The sequence below is a fragment of the Trichocoleus sp. DQ-U1 genome (assembly GCF_039961925.1).
Lineage (GTDB): Bacteria > Cyanobacteriota > Cyanobacteriia > Cyanobacteriales > FACHB-T130 > FACHB-T130.
This window is the reverse complement of sequence record NZ_JAMPKB010000007.1, coordinates 66,207-86,786: the sequence shown is the minus strand read 5'-3', so window position 1 is coordinate 86,786 and position 20,580 is coordinate 66,207. Positions and strand designations below refer to the sequence as shown.

Sequence of the window (20,580 nt, the reverse complement as noted above, 5' to 3'; positions counted from 1 at the left end):
TTTGCTAGTGTTTTACTCCTTCCGGATTCCCCATTAGCGTCATTTGATAAGCTCGTTCATACTCATCCACCATCGTCTTGACGCTAAAGCGATTCAAAACGTAGTCTCGGCACGTCTGGCGGTTTAAGGTCATCGCTTGTGGAATTGCCTCAATCATTTCTTGCAGAGAGTGACAAACAAATCCACTCTTGCCATGCGCGATGACTTCTGGCACCGAACCCATCGCCATTCCAATCACCGGCGTCCCCGTTGCCATCGATTCAATCATTACCAAGCCAAATGGTTCCCGCCAGGTAATCGGGAATAGCGTCACGGTGGCACCTCCTAGTAACTGCGCCTTTTCTTCGTGAGAAACTTCACCGAGATATTGGATTTGTTCGCCATCAATCAGCGGTTTTATCTGTTCATGAAAATAAACTTTGTCTACCGGGTCAACCTTACCTGCCATTTTTAAAGGATAGCCGCTGGCACGAGCAATTTTTATTGCTCCTTCCGGACCTTTTTCTGGGGAAATACGCCCCACAAAGGCTAGATAGGGCGGTTCAATTGGTTTTTCCTGAAAGGGATATACTGCTGGGTCGATGCCGTTGTAGACCGTATGGATGTAATTTAAACCGAGTCGGGGTTCTCTCTGAGCTTCACTGATACTGATATAAGGCTCCCATGCAAATTGCCGGAATATTTTCTCATTATCTGGCGTGAAAATGCCGTGTGTGGTGTGTACGGTCGGCGTCTTCACAAAAGGCGTATAGGGCAGAGCTGCATAGCCGACGTGGGAGTGAATAATATCAAAGTGATGCGCCTGTTGATAGACCTGAGAGAGCATCATTAGCTCATAAACTCCAGGCTCTTTAATCTTTGAATCTAAGCGCAGCGCTTGGTTATGCACTGACTTCATCTGAGCTTTTGTAATCGAGTCTCCAGAGGCGAATAATGTTACCTGATGACCGCGCCGAACTAATTCATCAGTTAGTAAACTGACAATGAGTTCAATCCCGCCGTAGCGAAAAGGTGGCACTCGTTCCCACAGCGGTGCAATTTGGGCAATTCTCATAAGAAAAACTGGAAGATGACAATCTTCAAAATCTTAGCTTAGTTTGCTCTGTTTAGAAACTAGATGTTTTCACCGTTAGCGATATTTGTTGCGAATCACATTGCGGATACTCCAGTAAAAGTTACTCCACTCTTCTACGAAGGTTTTAAGCATGAGAAAAGCGAAACATATAATTCCTACTGTAATCGCAGCGACTTTTAAAAGGCTTATCTGGGCACCCGCTATTTTAAATATTCCAGCACAGACTAGAGCAATGATTCCTCCAATTATTAGGGATTTTACAGTTTTAAAAACAATAACGATAATCACCATAAATATAGATTCTAATCCTGAAAACAAGACATTTATCGCTTTAACTAACTCATTTCCATAACTTAAAAGTAACCAACTACTAATCCCTAAACCTGCACAAATTAGAATAATGTTAAGTATTATCATTATTTTGCCCTGATTAGTTCTTAACTAAAGATACTATGCTTCAACAAATCTGAGAATGAAGAAAACACTTAAAAGTTCCAGATTTTAAGCAGCCTTTAGCTAAAAATACATAGAAATTGAGCATTTACTTCACCCTATTTACCAAATCGTTGTTTTTCTCAATCTTAAACCAGAGGCGATCGCTATCTTGGTAGCGATCGCCTCTGGATGTCCTGACTTTAAAAACTGCTGAATCCTGTAGAGGCGGGGTTTTCCCGCCGCTGCTGTGAATTGCAAGAGGACATGGGAAAGAAGATTTGGTACCAAGACTTGCATATTTTAAGCCCATGACCTTTTCATTAGAAGATAGGACTGAAGACAGAAGGAATCAATAAGAGTCAGAACTGTGCAAATTTACTAGGGATTTTCACAAGCCATTTTTGCAGTGTATAGAGTCTTTTGCATATCTTCAGCCGTACCTGTTAGTTTTCCAAGCGTTTCTTGTAAATCCTGATTGGACTGGCTAAAGCTCAAACTGAATGACAATTGAGCGAACAGTTATTTATGCAGACGTAGAAAGGGGCTGATGTATTTGAGTATTCTGGGGACGCTGGCTGGTGATAAGCATCTGCATCGTTGCCGGGGGTGCTAAGGTAACGCCACGACGGACAGGTTTAACCGGACGTTGATCGGTGAGAGCTAGTTGATAACGCGAAAGCATCTTCGCCAGTACCAGCTTCATTTCAAACAAGGCAAATGCCATGCCGATACAACGACGATTGCTGCCACCAAAGGGCAAATATTCATAGGGAGAAAATTGCCGTTCCAAAAAGCGTTCAGGCTTGAAAGAATTTGCTTGGGGGTAAATATCCTCACGGTGATGAACCAGATAAATACAGGCAGCAAGCGGTGTACCGGCATCAAATTGATAGCCCATCAGTTGCACTGGCGATCGCGTAATTCGACCAAAAGTAAATATCGCCACTGGGTAAATTCGCAACGTTTCCGAGCAAACAGCGTTGAGATAGGGAAGTTTAGAAATAGCGCTGACATCGGAAACATCCCCAACACTATTGAGTTCCTGGAGAAGCTTGTCCTGTACCTCTGGTTGTTGGTGTATCCAATACAACGCCCAAGCGATCGCTGAAGCAGTGGTTTCGTGACCCGCCAACAGGAAGGTCATTAACTCATCGCGCAATTCTTCATCCGTCATTGGTTGCCCGTCCGTATCCCGCGCAGACATCAACAGCGTAAGAATATCTGTGCGATCTGGATCGAATTGCTCCCGGCGTTGCTGAATCTCATCGTAAATGAGTCGGTCAATTTGCTGCCGTCGGCGAAGAAATTTTCCCCAAGGACTCCAAGAACCCAAATCTCGTTGGAGTGATGGAAAAAAGAGGACGGCGGAGGAAAGGGGAGAACTCACAGCATCCAGCATCGAAGTAAGGAGTCCCTTGAGTTCCTGGAAACGCTGACCCTCATTGATGCCAAAGACAGCGCCTAAGATGGTTTCCAGAGAAATCTCTTGCGCGGCGGCACGAATTAGGAAGGGTTTGCCAATCGTTAGCCGATTCATGACTTCCTCGGTAATGTCACAAATCAACTTGCCGTAAGCTCGCATTCGTTCCCCGTGAAAGGGGGGAGTCAATAGCTGTCGCTGGCGCTGGTGGCGATCGCCATCTAGTAATATCAGAGATTGGTCGCCCAGCAAAGGTTGTAAAATCTTATTCCCACTACCGCTGTTAAATTGTCTGGGATCTGCCGTTAACAGCTCCTGAATTCCTTGCGGATTGCTAATGAGTACATACGGGGGAAAGCCACCCCAGCGGGCTGTGAAGCAGTCACCATAAGCTTTAACAGACGTTTCTAGGTACTGCACGGGCTGGGAAATCCATTGGAGTAGTTGCAGGAATTGCAGCGTCTGCGGCCCATCAGGCAGTGTCATGGCGTTTTTCCTTTTATTTTTTCCTTTTATCGATCGCAAAACTAAGCTAGCAGAGGCAGCGATGCGATCGCTGTAATCTGGAGCGAAAACCTTCCACTAGAAAACCTTCCACTACAGGATAATTTGGCGTCAGGGTTTAGAGGCTTTTAAGGAGTGCGATCCTCAGCCTTCAGTCGTAAAAGTGGATCGATCGCATTTTGTCTAAAATCTAGCCCGGTGATGATTTGGGGTCTTCGGCAAGTCAGTAGAGTTCAGAGGGTACTGTTTTCAACTATGCGATCGCTAAATGTATGCTCCAAGTCCTATTCCCTCCTGTATCTATCTATATTCTTGACCTGTTGGTGATTGGTCTACTCCTGCTGATGGTTACTTTGGGATCGGGCTGGATTAAACGATTACCCCTCTCCTATGCCATCATTTACCTGCTCGTGGGTATCGGATTAGGGCAATACGGGCTTAAGTTAATTCAGATACGACCAGACGCCGAATTTCTGGAACGACTAACGGAATTTGTGGTGATTGTCTCCGTCTTTAACTGCGGTCTAAAGATGAATCGCCCACTCAGATTAAGGTCGTGGAACACAACAGTGCGGTTGATTGGATTTCTGATGCCGATTTCAATTTTTGCGATCGCTGCGGTTGGTCACTGGTTTTTAAAAATGGATTGGGGTCCAGCGATTTTACTCGGTGCAATTCTCGCCCCAACCGATCCAGTCTTGGCTTCAGAAGTTCAGATGGGAGATCTAAAAGATAAAGATGAGCTGCGCTTTGGTTTAACTTCGGAAGGGGGTTTAAACGATGCGCTCGCTTTTCCGTTTGTTTATTTCGGGATTCACTCCTTAAAAGATAGCAACTGGGACAACTGGTTTAAACAATGGGTAGCGGTTGATTTACTTTGGGCGATCGCAGCTGGCATTGTCATGGGAATTATCGCGGCAAAAATGGTTGTTTTGGTTGACCAGCAACTGCAACGTTTCCGCCAGGTCGATGAGTTGATGGAGGATTTTGTTGCTCTCAGTACGATTTTAATTACCTATGCTTTGACAGAAATTGTTAATGGCTACGGCTTTTTGGCAGTTTTTGTGGCTGGAGTCGTCGTTCAGCGGAGTTACCACGATCCCGAAAAGAAAATTTCGCAATTTGAATTCACCGAACAAGTTGAGAAATTACTGGAAGTTGCAACAATTTTGATCTTAGGAACGCTATTGCGGTATGAGCCGATTCGCCAGTTTGGTGGTCAGGGTCTCTTGGTAGCAGTCTTGTTGATTTTTTTGATTCGACCTCTGGGAGTTTGGATTAGCTTTCTCGGTCGTCGCTACCCCTCTGAAACCCGCTTTTTGTTTGGCTGGTTTGGTATTCGTGGCGTTGGTTCTTTATATTATCTTTCCTATGCTTTTGGCGAAGGTTTAAAAGATACTTTGGGCGAACAAATTGCCTGGATTACTTACATCGTCATCGTGATTTCTGTATTTTTGCATGGGATTAGTGCTACTCCTTTGATGAATTGGTACGAACACAATATCAAGAGAGAAGGGAGGAAAAAGAAACAAAAGGTTACTGCTGATTCTTGATAATTCAGTAAGGACACGGCAATGCCGTGTCCTTACTGAATTATTTCTAAATCCCATGACTTTTGCCAATTACCCAATGACGGCGGAAGAAACGCGAAAGCGCTGATTCTTCTAGGGACAAATAAATTGGACGACCGTGGGGACAAGTGCGAGGATGACGAGTTCGCTGCCATTGCTCTAAGAGAGTTTGCATCTGGGGCAAGCCGAGAGGAGTCCCGTTGCGGATGGCGGTGCGGCAGGCGATCGCTACTTGAGCGGTTTGCAAATCTCCACCTAAGCTGAGTTCCACTAAGGCGTCGGCACGATCTTCTCGCTCTTGTAAGGGTGCGGGTGCCGTGCGAATCGCCCACAGTTGCTCTCCAAAAGGTTCTATATCTAAGTTGATCTGTTCGAGTTGCTGGATCTGGGCGGGAGAGAGATGATTCAAGATGACGGGGGGTTCTAGGGGGACGAGTTGCCAAGCTTGGCACAACTGCTCGTATAAAACCCGTTCATGGGCTATGTGCTGCTCCACCAACCACACCCCAGCCGGATGCTCTGCCACAATGTAGGTGTTGTGAACCTGGGCAACGGCTCGGAGTTCCATCAATCCGATCTCATCCGTTTTCTTTGCCTGACTATCGGTTGGGTGCGATTGCAGGGAACGATTGACGCTGTAGGCACTTTTCGCTTCCGCTGCTTTGATGAGGCGGCTGACTCGCTCTGGAGTTTTTTCCAGAATCGTCCCCACATTTAGACGCAAAGCTTGCTCAATGGCTGCTGTCACCTGCTCTTGCCAGTAATTGAGCTGGTTCAAGTAAATTTCTGCTTTGGCAGGATGGCGGTTCCAGTCTATTTGACTGGCACAAATGAAAAGATGGAGAAAACAAATCGGGTAGCGATCGCGCGGTAGCGTTCGCATTAAAGCCCCCAGGATCGTTTGCTCCAGTTCCGGCGACTTTACGTGCCTTCCATTCATCGCCACCCGTACCCAATCGGGACGGCGGCGATGGCATCTATCTGGCAAGCCGAGTACCACTGTCAGGGTTGAGTTTTGACGGGAATTGGATTCTCCCCGACTCCCCGGCGCGTCGGTTCCTGCTTTTTCTGGAACGGTTGGCACTTCCACCGTCAGATGCTGCAAATCACTCGGTCGGATTTCCCGGAGAATTTGAGGCAAAATCTGTTGTGCGGTTTTCCCAGGACTAATGGTGAACCATTGGCGGTCATTTTGCTGAACCTGCCAGGTGACATGAGGATGACAAAGGGCGATTTGCTGAATCGTGGCTTGCACTGATCTGAGTTGTTGGGCGACGGAAGGCATTCCCTGACGCCGCGCCAACCAATTGCCAAACAGATTAGAGACGGTGACAACAGTACCGGGCGCGATCGCTACAGTTTCCACCTGCACGAATTCCCCGACTGAGTTATAAACCACTCTCCAACCTTCACAACTTCCCGCAGAACGACTAAAAATCTCCAACTCTGCTAACGCTGCCAAACTGTGCAACGCCTCTCCCCGAAATCCCAGACTGCTAATTTTCCACAAGTCTTCTAAGTCGCGGATTTTGCTAGTGCTGTGGGCAGTTGCAGCTTCTTTCAGGTCTACCAAGTCCATTCCGCAGCCATTATCTGCGACTCGCACCCGCCACTGTTCCGGCGATAGGGAGATGCTGATGCGGGTTGCACCGGCGTCAAGGGCGTTTTCCGCTAATTCCCGCACTACAGCAGCCAAAGAGTCAATGACTTCTCCAGCGGCGATTAAATTTACTACCTCTGCCGGTAGAGTTTGAATACTAGACACCATGAGATCCAGTTTAGTTTAGGCGAGAGTTGCTGTTTATTTGCCGCAATTTTGCCGAAAATATTTGTCAATTGGGATAGGAATTCTAACACTTTACTCTGCCTAAAGAAGGATTATTTAAATGTTCTTTCTCCAGAAAGAGAAGTTAAATATCAAATTTTGATTAAATTTCCATTGAAGAGATCAATTACTTAGAGTTTTTTTATGAGTGACATTCAAAACAACATTGAAGGCGCTAAAGACAAAGCCGTAAGTGGCGTTGAAAGCGCTAGTGCCAAGGTTCAAGACACCATTTCTAAGGCAAAAGAAGCCCTTCCAGATATTACTCCCACCCCACCGGGAATGAAAACGCAGTCCAGCGTGAATGACCTGAAATCCCGTCTGGAATGGGGCGAGCCAGCTTTAACAATTCTCGATGTGCGCGAGCGCGGTGCCTTCAACGAAGGCCACATCATGGGAGCCATGTCCATGCCGATGGATGAATTAGTAGAGCGTGCGAAAACTAGCCTTCGCCCCGCCCGCGATATCTACGTTTATGGCGACAGCGACACCGAAACCTCTCGCGCAGCTTCCGAACTTCGCTCGGCTGGATTCCAGTCCGTGGCTGAACTCAAAGGCGGTTTTCCTGCATGGAAAGCGATCGCAGGTCCTACAGAAGGGGCTGCTGAATCCCAAAATCCTCCAGGAGCACCGGGATACAATCCTGTCTCTGCAACCAAGAGTCAGGTACAAAAGTAGATTTAGCGGTTTGTCAGTCGTCAGTTCTCAGTAGTGGGTTGCAATCAACCATGACGATTGACGCTTATCCAATAGTGAGCCGCGTCCCACGGGTTAAACCTCACTAGCTCGATATCACCCAAATTTATCGGCTGTTGTGGCATGGGTGGTCTGATCCCTAAGGCAGCAATAACTTGATACCCGACGGCTCTTGCCAGTTTTGGCGGCACGGCGTTTCCAATTTGTCGAAACCCGTGCCATTTTGTTGTGTGGAAGCGGAACCAGTCCGGAAAAGAGTGCAGTCGCGCCGCCTCGCGGACTGAAATCACTCTGGGATAAGTTGGATGAATCGGACGGGGAGAGGTGTAGCGACCGCCTCCAGAACCCGTACCGGCGCGTAAGGTATGAGACAGCGTATCCCAATTCAACCGTCGAAAGCGACTCACCGATTCTAGCTGTCCGGGCACTGTTTTCTCGAACCGTTCAATCGAAGCTGCCGTGTGTTGGGTTCGCAGAGAGCTAGTCAACAGATGAGGATTGACTAGCCGGGGATAGGCGAAATTATTCGATTCGGGTGCGATCCCCATTAAGTGCTGTGCATAGATGCTGGCTAATGTCTCCATCTGCTCTAGTTGTCGCTGCTGTAGCAAGACTTCATCGGTTGTCAGGAGTTCGGGAAAATCATCTAGATTGGGGAGATCGGCGATCGCATCCTTCACGGTCACTCGAAAGGATAAAGAGTGCAGGCTCAAAGGATTCTTCTTTTTGCCTCTTTTCTTTGGCAAGGAAGTCTTTGGCAAGGAAATATCGGGGAATGAAGTATCGGGGAATAAAGTATCTGGGAATGAAGTATCGGGGAAGGTTGTCTTAACGCCCTTACCTGCGACAAAACCTGCGACAACAGGATAAGACAAAGGCACCTCCCCGGCACGAGTTCCTAATAAAAATAGCCTTTTCCGATTCTGCGGTACCCCAAAATCTGCCGCGTTTAACACCTGCACGGGTTCGGTGATGTGGTAGTCAACGGATTTAAACGCACTCTTGAGTTGCTCCAGATAAATCGCGTGTTCTTTCTGAGCAATACCGGGTACGTTCTCCATCAGAAAGTAACGGGGTTGCAGTTCAATGACTAATCGACAGAAATGCAACACCAAATCGTTGCGCTCATCGTCGAGACGCCGCTTGCCCATTAAAGAGAACCCTTGGCAAGGGGGTCCCCCAATTGCTAAATCGATTTCACCATTCCAAGCGGGTGCGGGTGGGGAAACCCCGCTGCTACCCTTGTGCAATGCCCATCTCTGTAACGCTTTTCTAATCGCTTCAGCGGATAGCGTCCTCGCATCGGCACACAAAACCTCGGTATGGGGAAAGTTAAAGGCGTGAACGGCTGCGTGAACGGGGTCAACTTCAACTGCCACCGCTACATCAAACCCAGCCTGCTCAATCCCTAAAGAAAATCCACCCGCACCCGCAAATAAATCGACCGCAACCGGACGGCGATAGAAATGAACCATCCCCATACAGGTGTTCTGACTTGGTAGAGAATTTGTATTCTATCGTCAGTCTCTAAAGCGCAAAAATTTTTTTCCAGTCTCTTGACGGTATTGTATTACTTTTGTAGTATATAGAAGTATCTGATTTTGAAGCCATCTGCCAGTAGCCGTGGAAGCGAAACCGACGCTTTTAGGCGACGTGACTTTATCTCCAAGAGCAGACGGCACTTATATTTTTCTGCTCCGCGCCCAGATGAGTGAAGCATACACACCTAGGGTTCTGGTTGTCATGGGTTCAAATCCCATTCTCTCCAATTGGAGATGTAGCTCAGTGGTAGAGCACCAGAAAAAGTGAAACGGCTTTGCCGACTTGCGCGGAGCTTATAATTTCCAATTCTTCAAGCGTTCGCCCCGTATCCAAACCGAGAAAGCTTACATACTTATTTCCAAAGTAACCAAGAGCTTTCTCAACTTGTACGGGGTGACTTATATCGAGGTGATTCCTGTGCAAACAGCCGAGCGCGACTTGCGTTTAGATATGTTAAATAGTCTGCTAACCACGCCTCACCGGGAGCTAGAGAAGGTGAGTGAAGTTCACAGGACGATGGTGGAAAGCGACCCCATCTTCTACGGACATTTAGCAGTCTGGTATCAGCGCAACGGGGATGTCCGCGACCACAAAGAGGTATTTGTGGGGAGTTTGCTGAGCAGTAGCTTAGGGGAACACCGCGACGCTGGTTATGTGCTTTTGCAAGAGTTTCCGCCTTATCAAGTTGCGCGGATTGTAGACTTTTTGAAGCAACACCGGGGTAAGTTGCCGCGTTCTACTCGGACTGCGGTGCGGCGCTATCTGAAGGAACGGGAGAAAAATCCTGTATTCTTCGATCGGGCAGCGCTCCGGGCACGGAGTGCGATGAAGCACCTGTATGCTAGCTTGCATATTAAACCAAGCGATCGCGCGGATGCTGTGTTATTCAAGAACAACCCGCCAGAAGATAGCCTCGCGTTTGCACTGAAGCTGATGGCGATCGCATCTTCACCCTTAGAACAAGCGCAACTGATTGTAGAACACAAAATTCCCTACACAGTTGCCGTGGGAGCCATCAAACAGATGACCCCCACCGTGCTAGTCGCGCTAATTAACTCCATGACACCCCAAGAGGTGATTAATAACCTCAAGTCACTCCAAACTCGCGGTGCGATGGAAAACCCCCAGGTAAAAGCACTCATCGACGAGAAATTGGAGAAAGCGCAAGGAGATGTCCGAGTAGCGGCTCTCAAGGCGCGTGTGGCAGCAGATGCGGCAGAATTAGACGCCGATACCGCTGCACGGTTAGAGCGCGTCATGGACGAACAGGTGAAAAAGCGTGGCAAAATTGCCAAACCGACTGCCTTATTAGTAGATAAATCTAGCTCGATGGAGAGTGCCATCGAAGTCGGAAAGCGCATTGCCGCTTTAATTTCCGGTATGGCGGCGGCAGATTTATTCGTCTACGCTTTCGACACCATGCCTTACCCCGTCAAAGCGACTGGGAACCAGTTGAGTGACTGGGAACGGGCATTCCAGCACATCAAGGCAAACGGTGCCACCAGCATCGGTTGCGGGTTGGAAGCGATGCGCCTAAGAAAGCAGCTGGTTGAGCAAATCATCCTGGTAACGGACGGAGGAGAAAATAAAGCGCCCTACTTTGTGGAAACTTTCGACGCTTACAAGCGCGATCTCAAAGTAGAGCCAAGCGTCCTGATTGTCAAAGTCGGTTATTCCTACGATTGGCTGGAGCGCAAGTTACAAGAAAAACAGGTGCAGATAGATACTTTCACCTTTGCGGGTGATTACTACTCGCTGCCGAACTTGATGCCACTTTTATCTCGTCCTTCGCGTCTAGAGTTGCTGATGGAAATTCTGGAGACACCTTTGCCAGTCCGGGATGACAAGTAGGGGTAGGTTTTAAAAAACTTACCCTGACAAAAAAAGTTGGGTGGGCAGTGCCCACCCAACGCTGGACTGCATAGGTTTCGCTATCGGTGAAATATATCAACGATAAATGTAGATTTGCCGCTAGTGGCAAATCCTTGCCAAAAATATATTCATCCCAAAAAGATGCCATGAGCGAAATACAGACAGCGTACAAAGTGGTAGCCCTTGCCGTATGGCAAATTGCTGGCGAAGAGCATCCCGATGATTTAGCAATATTAAAACGAATTTTTCGCGTTAAAGCAAAGGGAAAAAGAATTCAGACTTATTTCAAATTTTAATAAATTTGTCATGAGCATTTTTAAAGTAGAAATAGTCAAAAATTAATAGCGCCAATCCTCACCCAAATGCAGACAGATTAGACATTTGCACGTTTGAAGGGATGGCGTATCAGGTTATTACCGCCAAGGGTAATTTCAAATATGGGGATTTGGCGTTCTACTTTCCGATTGATAGTATTATTTCCGAAAAGTTTGTAGATGAATTGAGGATTCGTCCTTATTCCTGTAAAAAACTACGGGCAGTTACGGCTATACCAAGCAAACCCTACAACTCAGGTTAGCAAGGGTTGAGCTTGAATTGGGCGGAACCCTTCTTCCCAAGGCCAGCGGTATTCTTTGTCTTGCCAAATCATCTGGATAACAGGATAGTGGAGACCTCCGTTAAACCAAGAAGCCCAGCAGGTGTATTCTGTTTTTGCCTTGTTACTACAAAGTTTAAATTGGAGCTGATAACCATCGGCAAGTACGCCATCCAAAGGAGTATCCAGAGGCGGGGCATTCCCATCGGCAATTTCCTGAGCGTATTCGTTAATCAGTCCCCCTGAAACGCGATTAGGAAGCCCCAGACATAAGATTTCTGGGTGTTGAAAGTTATACCAAAGTCCAATTGAGTATGTGAACTCTGGTTCGTCATCTTCTTCATTTGGATAAACGCCCATCAAGTGGCAATTATGTGGACTGTACAAAACATTATCGATTACAGATCCTTCGGGGGTATTTTCAATTGTTGTTATTGCTGACATCCAAACATCAGGGGCAATTTCTTTCCCTTGAGCATCGTTAAACAAGGCAGCAGCTTGAACAAATCCGTTATTAATCAAGGCATCCGCCAGGAATGATGTGGCTTTGAGCCGTTCTCCAGCGACCAGATATGTTTGTAGGGTTTCTAGCGCTTGCTCTCTACTGAGTGTCATAGTGTCTATTTTTGAAATGGAGTCACGCTGACTTGGGATGGAGGATTGCAGATTGCAGAAGTCTCAGCTCAAGTATAAGTTTAGCCGCCTTGTTTTTAGCTATTTCATCGCGTATGACACAATCTAACTTCTACAAGCAGATGCAGCTATCTTACAGAGAAATTGCTTGGTGGATAAGCCTTTGCGCGATCGCTAGAGCCAAAATTGGTACAGAAGAGCGATCGCGTCTTGTCTTGTCTCTGTTCAAAACTGCGATCGCTACCTCCTCGGCAAAGACGGTACTGAGTTGCATTAGCCAAATATCAAACTCATTGCACGGTAATGCAGTAGGGGCACACGCCTGTGCGCCCCTATGATTGGGAAAATAGAAACGATCGGGAATCTGCCACAACCATCCTGTAGTACCTTATAATACAAATATTCAATTTCCCTTTCTTCTTTCCCACTCAGGACTCAAGAGGCGATTCATCGCGTCTCTACACATTTAGCCCTCAATGCCGCTTTTTGTAAAAAGTCGCCGCACATCCCTAGATACTTTGCGTAAACGCTATGATGCAGCAACGATTCTCGACGTAACTTCTCGCAGTACCGAACCTTGGGTTCGCTTTAGCCCTTTTTATCCGCATGGTGGAATTCCCGTTCCTTTTTCCCCAGGACACTTCAGCTATACCGTTGAAGGAATTTGGCAAGGATTAAAAGTTTTTGAGTCTGCGGATGTAGATCCGGGCAAACTAGCGATCGCTAATATGAAAGGGATCAAGCGCACGACACAAACTTTCGGCAAGGTTCTAGGGCATCGTGCAGGCTTAACTGGAGACAAATTATTGTCCTATGTAGAAGCGCGTCGTGCCATCTACCTACCATCGTATAAATGGGTACTAGAGAACCGCCTTCAGAACCTACTTGCGGAACTCAAACAGCTAAGTGCAGACCAAACTGTGTTGTTATTAGATTATGAAACGAACTGCGATTTAGACGATTTATCCAGTCCTTTATCCCACGCAGGGTTGGTCAAGCGATATTTAGAAGATGACTGGTATTGTTAAGCTAAAAAGAGCGACTTAATGAATAATTCTCGCTTAGTTAAAATTAGCAAATATCTCAGCAAGCATCTTCGGCATACTCCTAAAGCAATTGGTCTTGAACTTGCGCCTGGTGGCTGGGTGGCTGTCGATGAACTTCTAAAAGCGTGTGCAGATCGCTCTTTTATTCTTACTCGTGCTGAACTTGATGAAGTTGTCGCTAAAAATGACAAAAAACGCTTTTCTTTTGACTCAACAGGTACCTTAATTCGGGCGAATCAAGGACATAGTACAGAAGTTGATTTGCAGCTAGAAGCCGTTGTTCCTCCAGATGTGTTATACCACGGTACAGGACAGGGTACAGTCGAATCAATTTTGAGTACAGGACTGTGTAAAATGTCGCGGCACCACGTTCATCTATCGAAGGATATTTCCACCGCAAAAACTGTCGGCGCACGACATGGTCGTCCAGTAGTTTTTGCTGTAGATGCGGCGGCGATGCACAAAGCAGGATATGAATTTTACTGTTCTGAAAATGGGGTTTGGTTGGTGGATCGCGTTCCAGCCGAATACTTGCAACAAATTTAATGGCAGCTTGGGGAAATAACTGAGCGCATTACTTTCTCATCATTCCATCACAAAGCAAGAAGAATTGAAACTATGGGATCGGGATATTTCGGAAACGACGAAAGCAATCCAGGCAACAAAAACCCGCAAGCTAAAGGCTTATTAGGTGCAGGTTGGCGACCCTTAACTCGGCAGATAGACTGGGGATTTCTTTGGCATTTAGTATTTAACGATTCCAAAGAGCTAAGCCAGAAAACTTTGGGTTTAGCCAGCGATATTGCTGATGCAATGGGTCGCAACGAATATACTTGGTGGGCAAATATTTTAAATGTATTTTCTGAAAGTACGCGATATGAAGTTGATGAATTCTGGAATTATATTACCCCAGATCCTCCAACTCCAGATTATCGCTTCCAAGACGTTTTAAGTGTTGATTCGCCGGTGATTCAATTTGTCAGTCGTAACAGCATTCCCATTGAACACGTCCTCAACCGGCTACAGGAAATAACGATTTTCAAAATTCTGGAATTATTGGGTCGTCCAGATATGATTACCCAGTATTATCTAGATCGATATTTTTATTTTCCGGTAGATCGATTTGTTAACTGGGAACGTCTCGATATCATTAACACAGTTTATGCCTATTGGCCTCAACAGCAAGCTTGGTTAGAAATTGAAAATTTAGATCGGGGACGGCGACGCTATACCCTAATGGCGAAGGAACTAGCGCCACTGATCAATAAAGCAACTTTCAATCTTGCAGTGATGCTGAGTGGCTACCAAAGTCGTGTAGGAAAAATTCACGGCGAATTTCCAATTCGGTCGTTTCCCGCTGACATTCAAAGTTTTACTGATACGGTACAGCAGGCAATTCTCGACCAAAGTCAGTTGGCGGTTCTCGTCCACGGAGATCCGGGTACGGGGAAAACTGCTTGGACGCAAGCTGTAGCACAAGAAATTCTCGCGCCTCTCGGATATGTGATTTTTATTCTGGATCACGATGCGGTTGAGAATTTTGTGCCGCCAAGTTACTTAGAGCGAATTTGTCTAATTATCAACGAAGCGGATAATTTAGCCAAAAATCGCGCTTCTGAAGCTGCTCAAAATAATAATAAGACGGAGCATATTTTGAGCTTACTGGATGGAACATTGTATCAAAGCGTAATTGATGATTCGGGAATTCATACGAAGCAAAAGTTAGTGGTTTTGATGACTTGCAATACAACTGAAAGATTAGATCCAGCCGTTTTACGCAAAGGAAGAGTTGATTTCACTTATGAATTTGCTCACCGATTTGTGTAAGGTTAGATAAATGAAGATACAAGGTTGTTATTTAACCACAAATAAATAGAGAAAGAAGAAGAGACATATATGTATTCTATTTAACTGGCGACATAAGCTTTGCTGAACAACGGCATACGGAAAAGGCAATAGTGTTATGTTAATTTAAACACCCATTTTGTAGGCTGGATTGAGGTAACGAAACTCAGCATCATCTTGGGAATATTGGTTTTCGCCGCTCAATCAAACCTACAGTTGCCCGCAGTCAGCCTTATCACTATTTACAAAAAAAATTAACTAAGCCAAACATCTTAATCAAGGCAATATCATGACAGATATTCGCAACCTCCTTAACCAAATTGCTGCACAGGAAGTGCAATTGCGCGATACTCAGTTTCTCGCACCATGCGTAGGTGGGGGGAAAGTACGCGCTTCTGTAGCGGGGATGGTTTATACCTTTAAACCGCAGCCACAAGACTTTGAAGGATGGGGCATTTTTCAGCCGATAAATGAGAAAAAGGCTGAAATGGTGGATGAAGCAAACTTGCCGCAGGTGGCGGAATATCTGCGACTGCTGAAGCCGTTGCGCCTGCGTTTGGCTTATGTGTTGCAAGGACAAACTTGGCTTGCGTACCCTGTTAACGAATCTGATATGCAGCAGCGCTTGGGTGCCGCTAAGCCAGTGCCGGTATATTTAGTTACTGAGGGTGCAGCATTTGAGCCAATAATTGCGCGTTGGGATGGCGGTGCTTGGTGGTTTGATGAACTGGATCGACGTGCCGATCCCCTGGTGACAGAACAACTTATAGAACAATTGAGGAATGGGAGGGAAACGGAAAATCTTCGTTTTGCCGGGATGACGCCAGAGATGCGGACTGTCTATGACTTGGCGTTGCAGCAGACGGAAGAATATCAACGTAGAAGACAGCAACAACTTGAGGAAGAACGCTTGCGCCAGATGCGGCGGGATACAAGACGCCAGCAACAGGCACAACGCCAATACAGGCACCACCAAGAGGCACGGCAAGATTCGTATCGGCAGGCGATGTCAGGCGATGAAAGGCACGTGCGCGATGCGTTACGGATGGGTGGTGGCGAACTCGAAGATGTGCGCGATCGCGGTGACTTTTGGCAAGTTGAGTGGACGACTCGCAGCGGTGAACGTCACATCTCTGCGATTGACAAGCATGATTTGACAGTGATTAGTTCTGGCATTTGCCTAAGCGGACGCGATCGCGATTTTGACTTGCAATCCCTCGTTGGCGTTATCGAAGCGCGAGATAACTGGGACTTTTGAATTAGTTATTAGCCATTAGCAAAAATGTCTATCTTCTTTCACGAACAACTCCACAGAACATCTGCACTGATGGCGAAGCTAAAAGACTTCCCGGTGACGGTGTGCGGTGCGGGGGCGCTGGGGGCGAATATTACTGAAAATCTTGCACGTTCTGGCTTTGGGAAGCTGGTGGTTATCGATCGCGATCGCATTGAGGAACGCAACCTCTCCACTCAGCCTTATTACCGCTCAGATGTTGGCGCTTACAAAGCTAAAATTCTCACCAATACCCTCTATCGTGCCTTGGGTGTTGCCGTTGATGGGCGTCCGAAAGAATTAACATCAGCAAACGCCGCCCAATTGCTCAGCGGTAGTACGCTTGTTATTGATACTTTTGATAACAGCATTAGCCGTCAAGCTGTCAAAGATTATTGCATCAATGCAAATATTCCTTGCCTGCACGTCGGCTTAGCTTCCGATTATGCAGAGATTATCTGGAATGAATTTTACCGCGTTCCTTCACCAGCAAACGATGATGTTTGCGAATACCCGTTAGCGCGGAATTTAGTAATGTTGGCTGTTGCCGTAGCGAGTGAAGTAATTATTAATTTTGTCGCCACTGGTAATCGGGAAAGTTTCACGGTGACACTGGGAGATTTTGCCGTCAAACCATTTGATAAGTTTTGAATTTTGAATTTTACAGTGCAGATATTTTACCGATGGTTGAGAAGTGAGAGGATAAGCTTGAAAAATAGCGTTAGTTAACCTCTATTAACCAGAGAAAGCGCAGCCTTTCTGATTCGGTGCGTTACTAATTTCTCAGCTCCTAGAGCAATCAGGAAACCCCCTCCAAGACAAGCAGCTTTTGAGAGATTTCCACTCTCAAGAACGAATCCAGAAATTGCTGCTACCACTCCTAAAACAACATATAACTGGAGCAGCCAAAGGGGTTGAAGCTTAAGATCCTTCAGTAACAACTCATCATGCTTGTTGAGCATATCACTTACAAATATCTGAAGTTAGGAAAATACTTAACTATCTATTCAACCACCATAAAGCCTATCTTTGCTACTACCTCTGTATTAAAAATTGACTATCTGGTAGCAAAATGGCGGTACCGAGCTTCTACGAAGTTATAAATCCCATAAGCGATTAAACCAAGCGCCACAATTCCTAACAACCAAGGGCCAAAAGGTTGTTGTGCCAGTGTTGCTAGCGCCCCACCTAGTCCCTGAACTTGGTTAGCGTCAGACTGACGCCCCGCTTGAAGCAGAAATAAGCCAGTAATGGAAAAGACAACACCACGGGCAGCAATCCCAAATCTGCCAGCAAAAGTTGCCCATTTCTGCTCTTTTTCGCTCATCTGGTTGACTTTCCACTTTTTGCGGAATTTCGCTTTATAGGCTCTGTAAAATTGATAGAAGCCCATGCCGATGACAGCGGCTCCCACAATTCCAACTAGAAATTGACCGAAGGGCTGCGCTAACAAGCGTGCTGTCCAGTCTTGGGAGGAATTACTATTACCGCCGCCTCCCGAACCCATGATCAGCTTAATCGCACTCCAGGCTAAACCAGCATAGATTAAGCCGCTGCCAACCGCTCCCAGGCGCGATGCAAGACCTTTGGCATCGGTGCCTTTGTTTTCCGGATCGGCGATCGCTTCTACGAAACGCCACAACACGTACCCAACCAAACCCAAAGCAACGATTGCCAGCAAGAATTTCCCAAACGGCTGTGTCACAATCGTCACCAGCGCACCCTCTGTATCGGTGGTTCTGCCGCCTGCACCAAAGGCTGCCTGCGCTGCCAGCACTCCCACCGTAGCGTAAACTACCCCTCTCGCCCCAAAGCCCAAACGTGCCAGTCTTTCCACCCATGTAGATGCATTGCCTGGTGTCATCGGTTGGTTTGGTCTGGTCTGCATTTTTATGTCTTCTGTGTAAAAGCAGGTAAATTGTGGTTCGCTACCACTCTTGTAGCAATATTTACTTTTATCTACATCTACCAAAGTGCTGAAAATACTGTTGTAGAGGCGGAATTCCTTGGCCATTCCTTTGCTCCTACACAGTGCTACCTTGCTGATGTGACATTAGGGTTGATATGTAACAAATGGAGGGAAAAAGGGGATTATGCGGGTTCTCCTAGTTGAAGATGAGCCAGATTTAGGGGCGGCAATTAAGCGAACGCTAAGTCAAGAAGCGTATGTGGTTGATTGGGTTTTGGATGGCACGCAAGCATGGGAATTTTTAGAAACCCAGTGGACGCAATATACGCTAGCTATTTTTGACTGGTTACTGCCAGGATTATCAGGGATTGAGTTATGTCAGCGACTGCGGGGGAAAAACAATCCTCTGCCGGTTTTGATGTTAACTGCTAAAGATCGCATGGAAGATAAGGTGGCTGGATTAGATGCTGGTGCAGATGACTATTTGGTGAAGCCGTTTGGGATGGCGGAACTGTTGGCACGATTACGCGCATTACAAAGGCGATCGCCTCAGCTTCATCCCCAACACCTACAAGTAGGAAACCTGACTTTAGATTATGGCACTCATACGGTTTGGTATCAGAATACTTTGGATGATAAACAAATCATTCCTCTGACTAGCAAGGAATTTCAGTTACTGGAATATTTGATGAAGCATCCTAACCAAATTCTTACCCGCGATCAGTTGCTAAGTCAGCTTTGGGAATTTAGCGCAGAACCGATGAGTAATGTGGTAGCAGCACAGATGCGATTGCTGCGGCGTAAGTTAGCGGTTTTTGGGTGCGATCGCTTTATCGAAACTGTCTATGGTATAGGCTATCGTTTGAATAGTCATTAGTCATTGGTTATTAGTTATTAGTTATTAGTTATTAACAAATAGATAATAGCTAATAGAATTTTCCAATTGCTAATTCCCAGTTACCAATTCCCGATTACCAATCAACGTGAATGAAAACAAACTTTTTCAACTAACTCGTTGGCGGCTGGCAGGTTGGTATGCAGGCGTCATGGGAGTGATTTTAAGCTTGTGTGGAGTTGCGGTTTATGAAGCGATCGCTCGTGCGAATTGGGTTGCCCTTGACCGAGAATTAGAATCGGTCGCCGGTACGCTGCACGACAGTATTGAGCCAATTTTGCAGCAACCGGGACGCCTGGAACCCGATGTCCAACAACTTTTGCCGGATATTTGTGTGGTTGGGGAAAAATGCGTTAGCCAGATAGAAAATCCCACTCGCCACACTTTGGGGGCAATTCACCAAGGCGACTACTACGTGCGGCTGCTAGATAGTTCGGGACGCCCAGTTGCCTTGGCAGGACTTCAGCCAGTGGGATTGGCAGCAACAGATAAAAGCGATCGCGTTTCTACATCACAATTGTGGCAAATCCTCCAGAATCGCCAAGGCACCCGCTTTCATCAAATTTCTCTATCGCTGCATACCGAAGACAATCGCCCTTGGGGATACCTTCAGGTGGGGCGAAGTCTCAAAGAACTGGACGATCATCTGACTGCCTTGAAATTTATTCTCTTACTGGGGTTGCCGGTGGCAATGATTGTTGTTGCCGGTTCCAGTTGGTGGTTGGCTGGGCTAGCCATGCAACCGATTTATCAATCCTATGGGCAAATTCAACAATTTACAGCCGATGCCGCCCATGAGTTGCGGACGCCTTTAGCGGCAATTCAAGCAACGGTTGAATCGACGTTGAGAATGAATCAACTCAGCGAACTAGAAGCGCGAGACACTCTGAAAACCATTGAACGGCAAAATTACCGCCTATCTGAATTGGTTCGGGATTTATTGCTACTCTCCCGCATGGATCGGCAGGCTTTGTCAATTAAATATCGTCCCGCCTGTCTCAACGACCTCGTTAGCGATGTTACAGAAGAATTATCAGCACTAGCGATCGCTGCCGATTTGACGCTTTCTATAGATATTCGCACGCCGGAACCTTTGCACGTCAACGGTGACGAAGAACAGCTGTATCGCCTGATTTTTAACTTAGTGGTGAATGCCATCCAATACACGCCCGCTGGGGGTCAGGTGGCGGTGATTTTAGATAGCAGCACCCAAGCACTAATTTATATCAAAGATACTGGCGTTGGGATTGCACTCCCAGAGCAGACACGGATTTTTGACCGCTTTTATCGGGTAAATAGCGATCGCTCTCGACACACAGGCGGTTCTGGATTGGGCTTGTCAATCGCCAAAGCGATCGCAATTGCCCACAACGGCAGCATCGACGTTCAGAGCGAATTGGGCAAAGGCAGCACATTTACGATTCGACTGCCTTTGCATAATTAA

General features: G+C 46.6%; 21 protein-coding genes. 13 read left to right on the top strand and 8 right to left on the bottom strand.

The features are described from left to right. Positions 1 to 4 precede the first annotated feature (4 nt). The 4 genes from NDI34_RS04895 to NDI34_RS04880 all read right to left on the bottom strand — a co-directional run bounded on the left by NDI34_RS04895 (position 5) and on the right by NDI34_RS04880 (position 3,416). Positions 5 to 1,054 carry a glycosyltransferase family 4 protein gene (locus NDI34_RS04895; RefSeq protein ID WP_348232029.1) on the bottom strand — a complete coding sequence of 350 codons (1,050 nt, stop codon included), beginning with the start codon at positions 1,052 to 1,054 and terminating at the stop codon, positions 5 to 7. A 75-nt stretch (positions 1,055 to 1,129) separates the two neighbouring features. After that, a complete protein-coding gene (locus NDI34_RS04890; protein ID WP_348232028.1) occupies positions 1,130 to 1,492 on the bottom strand; it encodes a hypothetical protein in 363 nt (120 codons plus the stop codon). A gap of 138 nt (positions 1,493 to 1,630) precedes the next feature. Further along, positions 1,631 to 1,807 (bottom strand): hypothetical protein, encoded by a 177-nt coding sequence (locus NDI34_RS04885; protein ID WP_190986194.1) that lies wholly within the window; start codon positions 1,805 to 1,807, stop codon positions 1,631 to 1,633. A 226-nt stretch (positions 1,808 to 2,033) separates the two neighbouring features. After that, positions 2,034 to 3,416, bottom strand: a complete 1,383-nt coding sequence (locus tag NDI34_RS04880; RefSeq protein ID WP_348232027.1) for a cytochrome P450 — start codon at positions 3,414 to 3,416, stop codon at positions 2,034 to 2,036. A gap of 290 nt (positions 3,417 to 3,706) precedes the next feature. Between NDI34_RS04880 and NDI34_RS04875 the strand changes: the two genes are divergently transcribed. Next, positions 3,707 to 4,987, top strand: a complete 1,281-nt coding sequence (locus NDI34_RS04875; protein WP_190427775.1) for a sodium:proton antiporter — start codon at positions 3,707 to 3,709, stop codon at positions 4,985 to 4,987. 46 nt (positions 4,988 to 5,033) lie between these two features. Here NDI34_RS04875 and mutL read toward each other — a convergent pair whose 3' ends face one another. Then, positions 5,034 to 6,773, bottom strand: coding sequence for a DNA mismatch repair endonuclease MutL (mutL, locus tag NDI34_RS04870; RefSeq protein WP_190524017.1), 1,740 nt, complete (start codon positions 6,771 to 6,773; stop codon positions 5,034 to 5,036). A gap of 201 nt (positions 6,774 to 6,974) precedes the next feature. Here mutL and NDI34_RS04865 point away from each other — a divergent pair, with 201 nt between their 5' ends. After that, on the top strand, positions 6,975 to 7,508 hold the full coding sequence (locus NDI34_RS04865) for a rhodanese-like domain-containing protein (protein ID WP_190411620.1): 534 nt from the start codon (positions 6,975 to 6,977) through the stop codon (positions 7,506 to 7,508). Positions 7,509 to 7,552: 44 nt separating this feature from the next. Here NDI34_RS04865 and NDI34_RS04860 read toward each other — a convergent pair whose 3' ends face one another. Continuing rightward, positions 7,553 to 9,001, bottom strand: a complete 1,449-nt coding sequence (locus NDI34_RS04860) for a DNA cytosine methyltransferase (protein ID WP_348232026.1) — start codon at positions 8,999 to 9,001, stop codon at positions 7,553 to 7,555. A gap of 484 nt (positions 9,002 to 9,485) precedes the next feature. On the opposite strand from NDI34_RS04860, the gene NDI34_RS04855 reads away from it, so the two are divergent. The 3 genes from NDI34_RS04855 (at position 9,486) to NDI34_RS04845 (ending at position 11,517) form a co-directional block, all read left to right on the top strand. Next, complete coding sequence (locus NDI34_RS04855) at positions 9,486 to 10,919, top strand: hypothetical protein (protein ID WP_348232051.1); 1,434 nt, start codon at positions 9,486 to 9,488, stop codon at positions 10,917 to 10,919. A gap of 86 nt (positions 10,920 to 11,005) precedes the next feature. Beyond that, positions 11,006 to 11,236, top strand: a complete 231-nt coding sequence (locus tag NDI34_RS04850; RefSeq protein ID WP_190429772.1) for a hypothetical protein — start codon at positions 11,006 to 11,008, stop codon at positions 11,234 to 11,236. A gap of 41 nt (positions 11,237 to 11,277) precedes the next feature. After that, positions 11,278 to 11,517 (top strand): hypothetical protein, encoded by a 240-nt coding sequence (locus tag NDI34_RS04845; RefSeq protein WP_348232050.1) that lies wholly within the window; start codon positions 11,278 to 11,280, stop codon positions 11,515 to 11,517. On the opposite strand, the gene NDI34_RS04840 is transcribed toward NDI34_RS04845, so the two are convergent. After that, the gene (locus NDI34_RS04840) at positions 11,509 to 12,150 is read right to left on the bottom strand and encodes a DUF4262 domain-containing protein (RefSeq protein ID WP_348232025.1); all 642 of its coding nucleotides are present in this window, start codon (positions 12,148 to 12,150) and stop codon (positions 11,509 to 11,511) included. The genes NDI34_RS04845 and NDI34_RS04840 overlap by 9 nt on opposite strands. A gap of 113 nt (positions 12,151 to 12,263) precedes the next feature. Between NDI34_RS04840 and NDI34_RS04835 the strand changes: the two genes are divergently transcribed. The 6 genes from NDI34_RS04835 to NDI34_RS04810 all read left to right on the top strand — a co-directional run bounded on the left by NDI34_RS04835 (position 12,264) and on the right by NDI34_RS04810 (position 16,983). Then, positions 12,264 to 12,506 carry a hypothetical protein gene (locus NDI34_RS04835; protein WP_348232024.1) on the top strand — a complete coding sequence of 81 codons (243 nt, stop codon included), beginning with the start codon at positions 12,264 to 12,266 and terminating at the stop codon, positions 12,504 to 12,506. 138 nt (positions 12,507 to 12,644) lie between these two features. Then, positions 12,645 to 13,196 carry a hypothetical protein gene (locus NDI34_RS04830; protein WP_190411623.1) on the top strand — a complete coding sequence of 184 codons (552 nt, stop codon included), beginning with the start codon at positions 12,645 to 12,647 and terminating at the stop codon, positions 13,194 to 13,196. A gap of 18 nt (positions 13,197 to 13,214) precedes the next feature. Continuing rightward, positions 13,215 to 13,760, top strand: coding sequence for an RNA 2'-phosphotransferase (locus tag NDI34_RS04825; protein WP_348232023.1), 546 nt, complete (start codon positions 13,215 to 13,217; stop codon positions 13,758 to 13,760). A gap of 72 nt (positions 13,761 to 13,832) precedes the next feature. Next, positions 13,833 to 15,041 carry an AAA family ATPase gene (locus NDI34_RS04820; protein ID WP_190432469.1) on the top strand — a complete coding sequence of 403 codons (1,209 nt, stop codon included), beginning with the start codon at positions 13,833 to 13,835 and terminating at the stop codon, positions 15,039 to 15,041. A 307-nt stretch (positions 15,042 to 15,348) separates the two neighbouring features. Continuing rightward, positions 15,349 to 16,317 carry a hypothetical protein gene (locus tag NDI34_RS04815; RefSeq protein ID WP_348232022.1) on the top strand — a complete coding sequence of 323 codons (969 nt, stop codon included), beginning with the start codon at positions 15,349 to 15,351 and terminating at the stop codon, positions 16,315 to 16,317. A gap of 24 nt (positions 16,318 to 16,341) precedes the next feature. Continuing rightward, a complete protein-coding gene (locus tag NDI34_RS04810; protein WP_348232021.1) occupies positions 16,342 to 16,983 on the top strand; it encodes a ThiF family adenylyltransferase in 642 nt (213 codons plus the stop codon). Between the two features lie 406 nt (positions 16,984 to 17,389). Here the strand turns inward: NDI34_RS04810 and NDI34_RS04805 are convergent, their stop codons facing one another. Next, on the bottom strand, positions 17,390 to 18,196 hold the full coding sequence (locus NDI34_RS04805; protein WP_348232049.1) for a DUF1206 domain-containing protein: 807 nt from the start codon (positions 18,194 to 18,196) through the stop codon (positions 17,390 to 17,392). 229 nt (positions 18,197 to 18,425) lie between these two features. On the opposite strand from NDI34_RS04805, the gene rppA reads away from it, so the two are divergent. After that, positions 18,426 to 19,118, top strand: a complete 693-nt coding sequence (gene rppA, locus NDI34_RS04800) for a two-component system response regulator RppA (protein ID WP_348232020.1) — start codon at positions 18,426 to 18,428, stop codon at positions 19,116 to 19,118. A 106-nt stretch (positions 19,119 to 19,224) separates the two neighbouring features. Continuing rightward, positions 19,225 to 20,580, top strand: coding sequence for a two-component system sensor histidine kinase RppB (gene rppB, locus NDI34_RS04795; RefSeq protein WP_348232019.1), 1,356 nt, complete (start codon positions 19,225 to 19,227; stop codon positions 20,578 to 20,580).

What these genes read in the sequence shown, in the direction of transcription:
- NDI34_RS04895 (WP_348232029.1), bottom strand. Translation starts at nt 1,054, where the DNA reads ATGAGAATTGCCCAAATTGCACCGCTGTGGGAACGAGTGCCACCTTTT.
- NDI34_RS04890 (WP_348232028.1), bottom strand. Translation starts at nt 1,492, where the DNA reads ATGATAATACTTAACATTATTCTAATTTGTGCAGGTTTAGGGATTAGT.
- NDI34_RS04885 (WP_190986194.1), bottom strand. Translation starts at nt 1,807, where the DNA reads ATGCAAGTCTTGGTACCAAATCTTCTTTCCCATGTCCTCTTGCAATTC.
- NDI34_RS04880 (WP_348232027.1), bottom strand. Translation starts at nt 3,416, where the DNA reads ATGACACTGCCTGATGGGCCGCAGACGCTGCAATTCCTGCAACTACTC.
- NDI34_RS04875 (WP_190427775.1), top strand. Translation starts at nt 3,707, where the DNA reads ATGCTCCAAGTCCTATTCCCTCCTGTATCTATCTATATTCTTGACCTG.
- mutL (WP_190524017.1), bottom strand. Translation starts at nt 6,773, where the DNA reads ATGGTGTCTAGTATTCAAACTCTACCGGCAGAGGTAGTAAATTTAATC.
- NDI34_RS04865 (WP_190411620.1), top strand. Translation starts at nt 6,975, where the DNA reads ATGAGTGACATTCAAAACAACATTGAAGGCGCTAAAGACAAAGCCGTA.
- NDI34_RS04860 (WP_348232026.1), bottom strand. Translation starts at nt 9,001, where the DNA reads ATGGTTCATTTCTATCGCCGTCCGGTTGCGGTCGATTTATTTGCGGGT.
- NDI34_RS04840 (WP_348232025.1), bottom strand. Translation starts at nt 12,150, where the DNA reads ATGACACTCAGTAGAGAGCAAGCGCTAGAAACCCTACAAACATATCTG.
- NDI34_RS04835 (WP_348232024.1), top strand. Translation starts at nt 12,264, where the DNA reads ATGACACAATCTAACTTCTACAAGCAGATGCAGCTATCTTACAGAGAA.
- NDI34_RS04830 (WP_190411623.1), top strand. Translation starts at nt 12,645, where the DNA reads ATGCCGCTTTTTGTAAAAAGTCGCCGCACATCCCTAGATACTTTGCGT.
- NDI34_RS04825 (WP_348232023.1), top strand. Translation starts at nt 13,215, where the DNA reads ATGAATAATTCTCGCTTAGTTAAAATTAGCAAATATCTCAGCAAGCAT.
- NDI34_RS04820 (WP_190432469.1), top strand. Translation starts at nt 13,833, where the DNA reads ATGGGATCGGGATATTTCGGAAACGACGAAAGCAATCCAGGCAACAAA.
- NDI34_RS04815 (WP_348232022.1), top strand. Translation starts at nt 15,349, where the DNA reads ATGACAGATATTCGCAACCTCCTTAACCAAATTGCTGCACAGGAAGTG.
- NDI34_RS04810 (WP_348232021.1), top strand. Translation starts at nt 16,342, where the DNA reads ATGTCTATCTTCTTTCACGAACAACTCCACAGAACATCTGCACTGATG.
- NDI34_RS04805 (WP_348232049.1), bottom strand. Translation starts at nt 18,196, where the DNA reads ATGACACCAGGCAATGCATCTACATGGGTGGAAAGACTGGCACGTTTG.
- rppA (WP_348232020.1), top strand. Translation starts at nt 18,426, where the DNA reads ATGCGGGTTCTCCTAGTTGAAGATGAGCCAGATTTAGGGGCGGCAATT.